The sequence below is a fragment of the Skermanella sp. genome, from assembly GCF_059503625.1.
Genome location: NZ_JCACHA010000677.1, coordinates 1 through 12,748, shown reverse-complemented (window position 1 = coordinate 12,748; position 12,748 = coordinate 1). Strand labels below are relative to the sequence as shown.

The 12,748-nt window shown below is 65.9% G+C and carries 13 protein-coding genes; 8 read left to right on the top strand and 5 right to left on the bottom strand.

Annotated features, from left to right (window positions below; genetic code table 11):
* Positions 1-129: 129 nt before the first annotated feature.
* The 6 genes from AC5JJ6_RS21860 (at position 130) to AC5JJ6_RS21835 (ending at position 5,623) form a co-directional block, all read left to right on the top strand.
* Positions 130-1,164 carry an ABC transporter permease gene (locus AC5JJ6_RS21860; protein ID WP_496044086.1) on the top strand — a complete coding sequence of 345 codons (1,035 nt, stop codon included), beginning with the start codon at positions 130-132 and terminating at the stop codon, positions 1,162-1,164.
* A 138-nt stretch (positions 1,165-1,302) separates the two neighbouring features.
* The gene (locus tag AC5JJ6_RS21855) at positions 1,303-1,524 is read left to right on the top strand and encodes a hypothetical protein (RefSeq protein ID WP_496044085.1); all 222 of its coding nucleotides are present in this window, start codon (positions 1,303-1,305) and stop codon (positions 1,522-1,524) included.
* A 15-nt stretch (positions 1,525-1,539) separates the two neighbouring features.
* The gene (locus AC5JJ6_RS21850; RefSeq protein WP_496044084.1) at positions 1,540-2,172 is read left to right on the top strand and encodes a hypothetical protein; all 633 of its coding nucleotides are present in this window, start codon (positions 1,540-1,542) and stop codon (positions 2,170-2,172) included.
* Between the two features lie 125 nt (positions 2,173-2,297).
* Positions 2,298-3,614: a CynX/NimT family MFS transporter gene (locus AC5JJ6_RS21845; protein WP_496044083.1), complete on the top strand. Its 1,317-nt coding sequence runs from the start codon at positions 2,298-2,300 to the stop codon at positions 3,612-3,614.
* A 2-nt stretch (positions 3,615-3,616) separates the two neighbouring features.
* Positions 3,617-4,759 carry an MFS transporter gene (locus AC5JJ6_RS21840; RefSeq protein WP_496044082.1) on the top strand — a complete coding sequence of 381 codons (1,143 nt, stop codon included), beginning with the start codon at positions 3,617-3,619 and terminating at the stop codon, positions 4,757-4,759.
* A 126-nt stretch (positions 4,760-4,885) separates the two neighbouring features.
* Complete coding sequence (locus AC5JJ6_RS21835) at positions 4,886-5,623, top strand: FkbM family methyltransferase (protein ID WP_496044081.1); 738 nt, start codon at positions 4,886-4,888, stop codon at positions 5,621-5,623.
* Positions 5,624-5,630: 7 nt separating this feature from the next.
* Here AC5JJ6_RS21835 and AC5JJ6_RS21830 read toward each other — a convergent pair whose 3' ends face one another.
* Both AC5JJ6_RS21830 and AC5JJ6_RS21825 read right to left on the bottom strand, forming a co-directional pair.
* Positions 5,631-7,562: an acyl CoA:acetate/3-ketoacid CoA transferase gene (locus AC5JJ6_RS21830; RefSeq protein WP_496044080.1), complete on the bottom strand. Its 1,932-nt coding sequence runs from the start codon at positions 7,560-7,562 to the stop codon at positions 5,631-5,633.
* A 111-nt stretch (positions 7,563-7,673) separates the two neighbouring features.
* Positions 7,674-8,165 carry a helix-turn-helix domain-containing protein gene (locus AC5JJ6_RS21825; RefSeq protein ID WP_496044079.1) on the bottom strand — a complete coding sequence of 164 codons (492 nt, stop codon included), beginning with the start codon at positions 8,163-8,165 and terminating at the stop codon, positions 7,674-7,676.
* Between the two features lie 220 nt (positions 8,166-8,385).
* Here AC5JJ6_RS21825 and AC5JJ6_RS21820 point away from each other — a divergent pair, with 220 nt between their 5' ends.
* Positions 8,386-8,790, top strand: coding sequence for a response regulator transcription factor (locus AC5JJ6_RS21820; RefSeq protein WP_496044078.1), 405 nt, complete (start codon positions 8,386-8,388; stop codon positions 8,788-8,790).
* 5 nt (positions 8,791-8,795) lie between these two features.
* On the opposite strand, the gene AC5JJ6_RS21815 is transcribed toward AC5JJ6_RS21820, so the two are convergent.
* Entirely contained in the window at positions 8,796-9,950 is a 1,155-nt protein-coding gene (locus AC5JJ6_RS21815) for a patatin-like phospholipase family protein (protein ID WP_496044077.1), read from the bottom strand.
* A gap of 91 nt (positions 9,951-10,041) precedes the next feature.
* Positions 10,042-10,725: a response regulator transcription factor gene (locus AC5JJ6_RS21810; protein ID WP_496044076.1), complete on the bottom strand. Its 684-nt coding sequence runs from the start codon at positions 10,723-10,725 to the stop codon at positions 10,042-10,044.
* A gap of 244 nt (positions 10,726-10,969) precedes the next feature.
* Between AC5JJ6_RS21810 and AC5JJ6_RS21805 the strand changes: the two genes are divergently transcribed.
* On the top strand, positions 10,970-11,743 hold the full coding sequence (locus AC5JJ6_RS21805; RefSeq protein ID WP_496044075.1) for an HAD-IA family hydrolase: 774 nt from the start codon (positions 10,970-10,972) through the stop codon (positions 11,741-11,743).
* Here AC5JJ6_RS21805 and AC5JJ6_RS21800 read toward each other — a convergent pair.
* Positions 11,710-12,748, bottom strand: a 1,039-nt coding sequence (locus AC5JJ6_RS21800) for an FGGY-family carbohydrate kinase (RefSeq protein ID WP_496044074.1), incomplete at its 5' end; no start/stop codon positions are given. The genes AC5JJ6_RS21805 and AC5JJ6_RS21800 overlap by 34 nt on opposite strands.

Genomic DNA, 12,748 nt, shown 5'->3' with positions numbered 1-12,748 from the left:
CGGGGTTTTTTGGCTGTTTTTTTTACGGTGTGTGGCCCCGGGCCCCAACCACCCTCCCTCCACCCTTTTGTTTGGGCCGCGCCCAAACACCCGCCCGCACGTCAAAGGACCCGATCCAAAGGAAAAGCAATGAGTGCCCAAACCGCCGCGTCGGATAAGACGGACCCGCCCAAATCGTCGCGCATGACGATCTGGCTGCGCAGCCGGCTCAGCAATATAGCGCCGTTCATCACGCTGCTGTTCCTGGTCGTCTTCTTCTCGATCGCAAGCCCGTCCTTCGCCACGCTGGACAATTTCGGCAATATCCTCAACCAGATCTCGATCACGGCGATCATGGCGGTCGGGCTCACCTATGTGATCCTCTGCGCGGAAATCGATCTGAGCGTCGCCAGCGTCGCCAATGCGACCGGCATCGTGGTCGCATACTTCACGCTCCAGGACTCCTACGCCAACATCGCCAACGTGCCGCTGCCGGGCTATGCCGCGATCCTGCTGGCGCTGCTCACCTGCTTCCTGCTGGGGGGCGTCAACGCCTTCGGCGTGACGCGGATCGGCATACCGTCCTTCATCATGACGCTGGCCATGCTCCAGATCGGCGCCGGCATCTGCGCGATGCTGGTGCGCGGCCAGATCGCCTATGCGGTGCCGCCCTTCATCGCGACGCTGGGCCAGAAGGCGCTCGGTCCCATTCCCTATGTCGTGATCGTCGCGGCGACATTCCTGCTGGTCGGCCATCTGGTGCTGCAATACACCCGGTTCGGCCGGTACGTCTACATGGTCGGCGGCAACCGGGAAGCGGCCGAGTACTCGGGCGTCAACGTCCGGCTGGTCATCGCGTCCGTCATGATCATCTCGGCCGTCTGTTCCGGAGTCGCCGGGATGGTCGGCGTCGCCTATTTCGGCAGTGCCCAGCAGAACGAATTCGACAGCTACCTGCTCGACGCCATATCCGCCGTGGTGGTGGGCGGCACCAGCCTGTTCGGCGGTCGCGGCGGCATTGGTAATACCATTGTCGGCCTGCTTGTATTGGGCGTGCTCAACAATGGCCTGGACCATATCAATATCGACAGTTTCCTGAAGATACTGATCCGTGGTCTGATCCTGCTTGCGGCGCTGGTCATCAACATCTATGCGCAACGCCTGCGCACCACCCAGACGAATTGATTTCAGGTATTGGACTGTCCTTTGGGACTACTGCTTCGGGTCACGCAATAGCTTCAGGGATCGTTAACCATTAACTGCGCAAAGTTCCATCACATGAGGGCCGATGGAATACGGCTGATGACGACACCGGAGAATCCTGTGACCGAAAGAACCACCTGGATCGAACTGACGGCGTTGAACTTCATGGCGGAAGCCGCCGGCCAGCGCGTCGGTTTCAGCTACGAAGCCGCCGGCTTCCAGAGCCGGTGGGCGGTCCTGCTGAACGGCGCCGTCGCCGGTTACCGGAGCGACCTCATGGAAGCGCGCCGCTTCGCGTGCAAACTCCTCCATGAGCACCGGACGGACCGTCTTGCGGCCTGATGCTCCGATACGACGATGACTATCCCGCAACGCCCCGCCAAGCGCGAAATCGGTGAGATCAAGATGTTCGATGTTGAGTTCCTCTCCCCGGCCGATCGGGAATTCGCGGCGCTGCCGGAAACCACCCGCAACGAAATCCTGGCCGCCGTGAAAGCGCTTGCGGCCGAGGGCAAGGCGGCAGTATCCAACCTGGGGTTCGCCGTCGCCCGTGCTGCCGGACAGGTCGCCGTGTGCCAGACCGACGGTCATCTCGAAGGCATCCAGGTCTTGCTTCTTGTCGATGAAAAACTTTGGGACGAGGGCGCCAAGGCGGCTTCCGACAGCGCCGACGTCATCGTCGAGCGGATCGTCTGGCCGGCCAATCCGGCAGCCGTGCGCGACGCCCATCTGAGCAGCGCCGAAATATACAGCCTGGAAGAAGCCATCACCCGCGAGCTGGTGGAGATGGGCATGCCGGAAGTCGCGGCGCTGGCGATCGGCTTCGGCAACTGGGTTGCGATCTGCGATCTGGACAGCCGGGGCACCGTGTCGGTGCTGACGCTGCTGCCGCTGCCGCAGTACAGCGCCCTGGTCGACGACGAGGACACCGACCTTTTCATGGGCTTACCGGTAACAGTGCTGGACGGCATACCGTCCACCCGTCACTGACCGGCCTGCGGAAATAGCATACCGGTCTTTCCGCCGGTTGATGTTACCCACTTTCAGAGCATGGGTGCGACGCTGACGCGTGGCCCGTCCTGTCCGCAACAGTGGGTTTCATCCAGATGAACAAGTTGGCGTCAGACGATCGCAAGCCGTCCCTGGCCGACGATCTTCTGATCGATGCCGAGGACGCGCCGCAGCCGGCCCCGGCCCGTGGTCGGCACGGGGTGCTGCTGGCGATCGGCCTGATGCTGGTGGCGCTGAACCTGCGCCCGGCCCTGTCGAGCCTTGGGCCGATCCTGCCGGAAGTGATCCGCGACACCGGCATCACCGCGGTCGGCGCCAGCATCCTGACGACAGCGCCGGTGCTGTGCCTGGGCCTGTTCGGCTTCATGGCTCCCCGGATCGCGGGGCGGCTCGGAACCGAACGGGCCATCCTGGCTTTCCTGATCGTGTTGGCGGCGGGGACCGCGCTGCGCGGCACCCTGTCGTTTCCGGGACTGCTGGCGGGATCGATCGTGGCCGGCGCCGCCATCGGCATCATCGGCGTCCTGCTGCCGGGCCTCGTCAAGCGGGACTTCCCGGATAAGGCCAGCCTGATGACCGGCGTCTACACCATGGCGCTATGCGCCGGCGCCGCCTTCGCCGCCGGATCGTCGGTCCCCTTGCAGCAGACGATGGGCGGAAGCTGGCCGGCGGCGCTGGCCGTCTGGGCGATCCCGGCTCTCGTGGCGGCGGCGGTCTGGCTGCCGACGGCGCCACCCCGGCGGGGGACGGCGGGCGGCGGTACCGGGGCTGCTTCGGCCGTGGCGCGCGTGGTCAAGGTCACCGGATTGTGGCGCGATCCGCTGGCTTGGCAGGTCACGCTCTACATGGGGCTGCAATCCGCCGTGGCCTATATGGTGTTCGGCTGGATCGCGCCGATGCTGCGCGACCGGGGGCTGGACCCCGTCATGGCGGGTCTGGTGGTATCCTGCTCGATCCTGATCCAGGTGCCGGCCGCTCTGGTGTCGCCGCTGCTGGCGACCCGGCGTCCAAGCCAAAGCGTTGCGGCTGTCCTGCTGATGGTTTCCACGCTGGCAGGCCTGCTCGGTCTGTTCCATGCGCCGCTCGGCAGCGTCTGGATCTGGGCGGTCCTGCTGGGGATCGGGCAGGGCGGCAACTTCGCCGTGGCGCTGACCATCATCGTGCTGCGGTCGCGCGATGCCCATGTCGCGGCCCATCTTTCCGGCATGGCGCAGAGCGTCGGCTATACGCTGGCGGCGATGGGGCCGCTGGGCGTCGGCGTGCTCCATGAATGGGCGGGCGGCTGGCAGGCCGTCAGCACGCTCTTCATCTGCATCTGCTGCGTCGCCGCCGTGTTCGGCATCGCGGCCGGCCGCGACCGCCATGTCGGCGCCGTCGTGGCGGATCGAGCGGCGGACAGCGCGACGGGTCAAGGTTCCTGAGAATGCCCTTCATCTTCATCCTGGGGCTGGCGGGGTTCGCCAGCGCGCTGTCGCTTCGCTCCGCCGATCCGCTGCTGCCGGTCCTGGCGCTCGACCTCGACGTCACCCTGCGCGAGGCGGCACTTCTGGCGTCCGCCTATACGCTGCCCTACGCGATCATGCAGCTGGTGCTGGGCCCCGTCGGCGACGCCATCGGCAAGACCCGGCTGATCCGGATATCGCTGACCGTCCTGACCGTCGCCCTGGCGCTGTCCGCTCTGGCGCCCGGCTACGGAACGGTGCTGGCGGCGCGGGCGCTCGCCGGCGCTTTCGCCGGCGGCATCATCCCGGCATCGATGGCGCTGATCGGCGACCGCGTCGCCTATGCCGAGCGCCAGTTCTCGATCAGCCGCTTCCTGGTGGCGGTGATCTCCGGCCAGCTTGCCGGGTCCGCGATCTCCGGCGCGCTGGCGGAGGTGGCTGGCTGGCGCGCGGTGTTCGGCGTATCGGCCGTGGTGGCGGGAGCGGCGCTGGTCATGGCGACGGTCTTCCTGAAGGGCGAGACCACGCGCGGCGAGCTGTCCCTGTCCGGGTCCATCGCACGGTACCGGACGGTGCTGGAAAACCCGCGGTCGCTGCTGGTCTTCGCGACGGTGCTGGGCGAAGGCGTCCTGATCTTCGGCGTCTTTCCCTTCGTGGCGCCCATGCTGGTCCCCCACGGGGCGAGCGGCGCGATGGAGGCCGGCATCGCCATCTCGTGCTTCGCGGTCGGCGGAATCTTCTACAGCATGGTGGTCCGGCGGCTGGTCGGCAGCCTGGGGCAGTGGGGCATGATGCGGATCGGCGGGCTGGTGGCGGGGCTGGCCTATGTCTCGGTGGCGCTGCCGCTGCACTGGACCGTGATCGCCGGGATCTTCGTGGTGGCGGGCTTCGGCTTCTACATGCTGCACAACACGATGCAGACCCAGGCGACCGAACTGGCGCCGTCGGCGCGCGGATCGGCGCTGGCGCTGTTCGCATCGTGCTTCTTCCTGGGGCAGGGACTGGGACCGATCCTCGCCGGCCCGATCTCCCACGGCCTGGGCTTCGGCACCCTGTTCATCCTGGCCGGCGTGCTGACGATGGCGCTGGGCGCCGGTGCTGCCTGGCTTATCCGGTCACGGTGAACTGGCAAGTAATGCTTCCGGATGTAGTATTCATTGACTTCGACCGCATTCCGAAAAAACAGTTGCGCCGAAATCAATACCGTTCACGCTCAAATATCAGAAGAGGCTCTGACCGGAGGACTCCGCATGGCGCTCGTGGGATGGATCGGCCGCCTGATCGCCGGGGTCGCACGGCGGAGCGGAGTTCCTCTTTCCGCAACGATACGCGGGCCGGGGCCGGCCGGGGGCATCCGGATGGACTTGGAAGGCGCCAAGCTCCGCTATCTCTCGGGCCGTCACGAAGCGGACTTCCAGAACCATATCGCCCGGCGGCTGCCGGCTGGCGGATGCTTCATCGATGTCGGGGCGGAGGTCGGGTTCTTTTCGCTCCTCGCGGCCAAGCTGGCCGGCCCGGCAGGCCGGGTCATCGCGATCGAGCCGGTCCCGGCCAACGCCGACCTGATCAAGGCCAACGCAACGCTCAACGGCTTCGACAACATCACCATCGTGACGGCGGCGGCCGGCGCCGCCAACCGGACGGGCGGCGCGGCCGCGGCGAACAGGCCGGTTCCCGTGCTGACGCTCGACGGGCTTGCCTCCCATCTCGGCTTGCCGCCACCCAATATGGTCAGGATCGACGTCGACGGGGCGGAGCTGGAGGTCCTGGCCGGCATGACCGCCACCCTGTGGCGGCACCGGCCCGACATCCTGTTCGAAGTGGCGGCGTCGAGCATCGGCGAAGCGGAAACCCGCTACGCCAAGGTCGGCGAAGCGCTGGTCCACTACGGCTACGACGTGAAACGGCTGGAGCAGGCTTACCCCCAGGCGGGGGCGGCCGTCCTCCACGGCATCGGGTTCGTCGACGAGTCCGAAGCGGATCCCTGAGGCCAGGTCACGTGAGATCCTGCAAGTACCGCTCGGCCTCCTCCCGGCTCTCGTAGATGTGCGGTGCTACCGACCGGCGCTGAAGGGCGTCGCCGAACTTCATGTGCATGAAAGCGCTGGTGGTGTAGCGGGTGACGCCGGAATAGAAGCGGTCGGCCAGTCCCTTGACCATGTCGGTATAGGCGTCCAGCAGTTCGGGCAGGATCCTGAAGTTGTCGTAGTTGACGATGGCCAGCACCTTGCGTCCGACCGGCTGGAGCCGCTGCTCGACCGCGCGGCGAACGTTGTCGACATCCTCGATCCGGCGGATCGACAAGCCTTCGAAGTTGATGAAGAACAGGTTTTCCGACGGCTCGTAGGTCAGGCGGGATTCAAGGGGCAGGCTGAGCCATTCCTCCCGGTAATACATCGGGCCGGGCTCGAAGATCCGGGGGTCCATCGGGGCCAGATCGCCGGAAATAGCGGGGCGGAACGCCATTTCGTTCAGGATGTCGCGCTCGATATCGACGCCGGGCGCCACTTCGGTCAGTTCCAGCCCCTCGGCGGTCAGGCGGAAGACGCAGCGATCGGTGATGTAGAGGACGGGCTGCTCGCGGCGCACCGCCAGCGGACCGCTGAAGGTGCGGTGCTCCACCCGGTCGACGAACTTGGACACGCCGCGCGCCGAGAAGGTGCCGAGGAACACGACCTTCTTGGCGTTCTGGCTGATGTTGATGAAACCGCCGGCACCCGCCAGCCGGGGACCGAACTTGCTGACGTTGACGCTGCCTTCCCGGTCGGCCTGCGCCATCCCGAGGAACGCCATGTCCAGCCCGCCGCCGTCGTAGAAGTCGAACTGGGCCGGCTGGTCGACCAGCGCCTGGATGTTGCTGGCGGCGCCGAAGTTCAGCCCGCCCGCCGGCATGCCGCCGATGGTGCCCGGCTCGGTCGTCAGCGTCAGGTATTGGAGCGTCTGTTCCTCGTTGGCGACGTTCGAGATTCCCTCCGGCATCCCGATCCCCAGGTTGACGACGCTGTTGGGGCGCAGTTCGAACGCGGCGCGGCGGGCGATGATCTTGCGCGGTCCCATCTCCATCGGCGGGATCGCACGCATCGGCACCCGGATCTCGCCGCTGAAGGCCGGGTTGTAGGGCGTGCCGAACGTCTGCCAATGGTGCTCCGGCTTCGCCACGACGACGCAGTCCACCAGGATGCCCGGTATCCGGACGAGGCGCGGGTTGAGGCTGCCGGTCTCGGCGATGCGTTCGACCTGGACGATGACGACGCCGCCGGAATTGCGGGCGGCGGTCGCTATCGCCAGCGCTTCCAGGACCAGCGCCTCCTTCTCCATCGTGATGTTGCCGTCGGGGTCGGCGCTGGTGCCGCGCAGGATCGCGACGTCGATCGGGAGCGCCTTGTAGAACAGGTATTCCTCGCCGCCCAGCGTCACGATCTCGACGATGTCCTCGGTCGTGCCGGCGTTGATCTTGCCGCCGCCGTGGCGCGGATCGACGAAGGTGTCGGTGCCGACGCGGGTGACGGTGCCCGGCTTGCCGGCGGCGATGTCGCGGAACAGGTGGCTGATGACGCCCTGGGGAAGGTTGTAGGCCTCGATCTCGTTGTCGATGGCAAGCTTCTGGAGCTTGGGACACAGCCCCCAGTGCCCGCCGATGACGCGGCGGACCAGTCCCTTGTGGCCCAGGTGGTTGAGCCCGCTTCCCTTGCCGTCGCCTTGGCCGGCGGCATACATCAGCGTCAGGTCGCGGGGACGGCCCTGGTCGAGGAAGTGCTTCTCGATCTGGACGGCGATGGCCTCGGCGAAGCCGATCCCGACGAAGCCTCCCGTCGCCACGGTGGCGCCGTCGCGGATCAGGCGGACGGCTTCCTCGGCGGTGACGATCTTGTCCTTGGGGATGATCGTTCCGCCGCTGAGCAGCGGATGGCCCTTCTGATCCGGCATTCCTTCTTCCCTCCCGCCATTTTTTGGTCGTGCGCGTTCAGGATAACAAACCGGATCATGCCCATGTGTTCCGCCGTGCCGGGTTCTCCACATGGATGCGGCTGCGGGCGTTCAGGCTACCGCCTGACTTTCGAAACGAAGGTTGGACTGGGAGCTGGACGGAGACGGGGTGCCGCAGCCGTGGGGAAGCCGGTTCAGCCGGATGCGGCGCCAGGTTCCGGGGCTGGTTCCGACCGTGCGGGAGAAGACGCGCGTGAAGTGGCTCTGGTCGGAGAAACCGCAATCCAGCGCCACCTCCGCCAGGGACACTTCCGGGTCGAGCAGAAGTTCCTTGGCCCGTTCCACCCGGTTTTCCAGCAGCCAGCGGTGCGGCGGCTTGCCGGTGCATTGCTTGAAGGAGCGGGCGAAGTGACTGACCGACAGGCGGCACTCGCCGGCGACCAGGGCCAAGGGGATCTGACGGGCCAGATGGGTGCTCATCAGTTCCTTCGCGCGGCGCTCCTGCCAAGGCGCCAAGCCGCCGCGCGCGGGCGGCGGATCGAGTTCGGCAGCGTCAAGTGCCAGTCCCGTATCGTCGGTGAGCAGTCTGCCGGCTAGTTCCACGATACTTCCTCCAGTTCGTTCCGGTATCGTGAATGATATATTAGTTGCCGGAGGCCTCACATTCGGCACTGGTTTGGCTCTGCGCTGTTTTAGTTTTACTGGGATATACTTAGGTTTTAGAGCCTTTCCTTGAGGTTCCGTGCCAGACTTGCGTGTGATTCCATCGGTGAGCGACATTGCGCGCCGTCGGAGTATCGGCCGTGCGCCGGAGGTGCGCGGCATGCGTCTTAAGGCGATGCGGATGCCGGACTGCCCTTTGATAGCCATTGTCGACGATGATGAGGCCGTTCGTATCGCAACCGGCAGTCTGCTCCGATCGTTCGGCTACCGGACGCGCGTCTTCGCGTCGGCGACCGAGTTCCTGGCCGCCGGCATGGACCGGCAGGCGGCATGCCTGATTACCGACGTGCGGATGCCGGGCATGGATGGGATGGAGTTGCAGCAAACCCTGATCGCCCGGAACTGCGCGATCCCGATCCTGTTCATGAGCGCCTATAGCAGCGATACCGTCCGCCAGCGCGTGCTGGCGGCCGGCGCCGTCTGTCTGCTGGAAAAGCCATTCGATAGCGAAGTTATAATCCGGCACCTCAGGGACGCGCTGAAGCCGGCAGCACCTCCCGGCTGAAAGCGTCAGGGATTCGGCGAGCCGTCATGGGGCGAGTCGTCATGGGGCGAGTCGTCATGGGGCAGCACCAGGGACGGACCGCCCGGCCCGGAGGAGGCCGAAGGGCTCGACGACGGCTCCGCGGTCAGGAAGACGCTTCTGACGTCGATGCTCGACCGGTTGCCGATATGGCCCCAGTTCTCCTTCAGCCAGCCGTCCGTGGCATTCTGGCCGAGCGACTTGAGGTGAAGCAGGAAGTCCAGTTCGGCGTTCATCTTGCTCGTGGCGCCCAGCGCGCTCAACCGTTCCTCGTCGCCGATCATGTGGATGTTCATATGCTTCAGGCGCTTGCTTTCCTCGCCGATCAGGCTGCCGTCGGCGACGAGGCGCTGGACGAAGGCGATGGCCCGCATTTCCGCCATCAGCGATGCGTTGAAGCTGATCTCGTTGACGCGGTTGACGATCTCGATGGCCGTTTTCGGCGTGCCTTTCCGCTCGAGCGGGTTGATCTGGACGACCGCGATGTCCCGGCTGCCGCAGTTGTAGATCAGCGGCCAGATCACGGGATTGCCCATATAGCCGCCGTCCCAGTAGGGCACGCCGCCGATCTCGACCGCCTGGAAGGTGAAGGGCAGGCAGGCGGAGGCGAGCAGCACGTCCAGCGTCACTTCATGGCGCCAGAATACCCGGGCGCGGCCGGTCTCCACATTGGTCGCGGCGATGAACAGCTTGATCCCGGAGCACCCCTGGATGTCGGGTTCGTCGATCAGTTCCGTCAGGACGGTCCGCAGGGGATTGAGGCCGAGCGGGTTGCTCTGGTACGGCGACAGCAGATGGGAAAACCACTCGACCGCCCCGACGACCGGGGACTTGTCCAGGTTCCAGCGGCCGAGCAGGCGGTCGACGAAGCTGCGGCGGATCGGGTTGAACTGCGACAGCTCCGCCGTCCGATGCCAGAACTGGTCGAGCACCGCCTTGGCGCCGGCCCTGCCACCCCGCGTCCAGCCCTGGGCGAGTGCTGCCGCGTTCATCGCCCCGGCGCTGGTCCCGCTGATCCCTTCGATGACAAGGTGCTGTTCGTCGAGCAGGCGGTCCAGCACGCCCCAGGTGAAGGCGCCGTGGCTGCCTCCCCCCTGAAGCGCCAGATTGATCGTCTTGACGCCATGGCCATTGGTCTTCATGCGGATCTCTCGTTCCTGAATGCCGGACAATCGTATTCCGCATCGCGATATTGGCAAGCCAATGGCGGCGGGAAGCCGTTATGTCCCGTTTTCAGGACTGGGCCAGCGATGCCATCGCGAGGTCCGACGGCGCACCGATCCCCAGCGCTTCGGCCTTGCGGACCAGATCGGCCAGCGATCTGGCGCCCATCTTCCGCATCAGGTTGCCGCGGTGGATCTTGACCGTGATCTCGCTCAATCCCAGCATCGCCGCGATCTGCTTGTTCATCAGCCCCGATGTGACATGCTCCAGCACTTCGCGCTCGCGCGGCGTCAGGGAAGACAGCATGGACTTGAGGCTGGACAGGGCCTCGCTGTCGCGGCGGCGTCTGGCGTCGCATTCGATCGCGGCGGCCACCGCGTCGAGCATGTCCTGCTCGCGGAAGGGCTTTGCCAGGAAATCCACCGCCCCGGCCTTCATCGCCCGCACCGACATCGGTATGTCGCCATGGCCGGTCATGAAGATGATCGGCAGGTGGATGCCGGACGCCGCGAGCTGCGTCTGGAAATCCAGCCCGCTCAGTCCCGGCAGCCTGACGTCGAGGACGAGGCACCCGGCGGCATCCGGACGCCGGCCATTGAGGAATTCCATCGCCGACCCGTAAAGCTCGGCGCGGAGGCCGACCGACCGGAACAGCGCGCTGAGCGCTTCCCGGACCGACCTGTCGTCATCGACGATGAAGACGACCGGACTGGCCGCTGCGACGCAGGTCCCGTTCTTTACAATGGCGTTCATCTGTCGAAACCGGTGCTGAACATCGCCATGACGGTTCTCCCGACGCGTTCCGGATGGGCGGCCATTATGCTGGTATGAGAAATTATTGGCACCTAAACCAACGTATGATTATACGGGGGCTTTTGGAAACGTTCGGTCGGGCAGGCGCGTTTTCCGCACCGTCCGGTTTCGCTTCGCATAGCCTAATATGACCTGCATAATCCCGGCAAAGATCGAACTGGAAAGATCCGGGAGGAAGGCGGTCATGACGTTTCAAGCTCTGATCTTCGACGTCGATGGAACCCTGGCCGAGACCGAGGAGGCCCATCGGCGCGCTTTCAACGAGACCTTCGGCGATTTCGGCCTGGATTGGCACTGGAGCCGGGCGGTTTATGCCGATCTGCTGAAGATTACCGGCGGGAAGGAGCGAATCAGGCACTTCATCAGCCATTACAGACCCGCCGACGCCGAACGGGTGCGCGACATCGTCGGCCAGCTCCATCAGGAAAAGACCGCGCGCTATGTCCGCAACATGGGCGGCGGCGGGGTCCGTCTGCGGCCCGGCGTGGAACGGCTGATCCGCGAGGCGGCGGCTGCCGGCATGCGGCTGGCCATCGCGACGACCACCAGCCTGCCCAACGTCAAGATCCTGCTGGACGAGGCGCTGGGCGCAGGTGCGACCGGGTTGTTCGAGGTCATCGCGGCGGGCGACATGGTCGCGGCCAAGAAGCCGGCTCCCGACGTCTACCTGCTGGCGCTGGAACGGCTGGGACTGCCGGCCGACGCCTGTCTGGCGATCGAGGATTCGTACAATGGCGTGATGGCGGCACGGCGAGCCGGCATCACGACGCTTGCCACCACCAGCGACTACACGCGGCTGGAAGACCTGCGCTACGCCTTCGGCGTGCTGTCCGATCTGGGAGAGCCGGACGCACCGTTCCTGCATTTCAGCGGCGTCGGCGCCGGGGAGAGCCACGTGACCGTGGACCTCCTCCAGCGCTGGTGTTATGGGCGGGCGATGCCCGCCAAAGCCGGGTAGAGCGCCTTGTAGGCCTGATACGGACCCGCATAGGCGGCGTGGCGCGTCTGATCGGGTTCGATGGTGCGGGAGATCTGGACCATCCGGCCGGCGGCGTTCGCGATGCTGTCGTAGTGGCCGGCGCCGACGGCGGCGAGGATGGCGCTGCCCAGCATGGGAGCGTTGGGAACGGCGGTCAGCTTGAGCGGCAGGCCGGAAACGTCGGCGTGGATCTGCATCCACAGATCCGACTTGGTCGAGCCGCCGCAGACGACGACATCCTCGGGGGTGAAGCCGGCGGCGCCCATGGTTTCCAGGATCAGTTCGGTGCCGAAGGCCACACCTTCCATCATGGCGCGGAAGATGTGCGCCGGGCCGTGGCGGAGCGTCAGGCCGGTGATGGCTCCGCGTGAGTTGGGGTCGGTATAGGGCGTGCGGTTGCCCTGGAAATGGTCCAGGACGACCAGTCCTTCGGAACCGGGAGGAAGGGCGGAGGCTTCCGCGTTGAGCTGGTCATAGGTCATGCCCGAATCGATCAGCTTCTTGAACCAGTTGATGATCGATCCGGTGGAGGTCTGGCCACCTTCGATCGCGTGGAGACCGGGGATCACGGCATCGGGGTAGGTTCCCCAGAAGCCGGCGCCGTGGACTTCCGTGTCGGTGAAGCCCAGGTGGTTATGGGACGAGCCGGTGATCATGGCGAGGCGGTTGGGCTGGACCACGCCCATGCCGATCATGCCGATGAAGGCGTCGGAGCCGCCCTGCGCCACGGGAATGCCGGCGGGAAGCCCCAGGTGATCGGCAGCCGCCGCCGTCAGGCCGCCGATCACGGTTCCGAGCGGCAGGACCTCGCGCGGCCAGCGGTCGAGCAGGGCCTTCAGGTTCAGTTTGTCGAGCAGGCCGGTGGCGTAGCCGGTGCGGCTGTCGTAGTGCCAGCGGGTCGAGGCGCTGGTGATGTTGGCGACCATGCGGCCGGTCAGGTGGAAGTTGATGTAGTCCTGGCAGTCGCAGATATAGTCGGCGCGC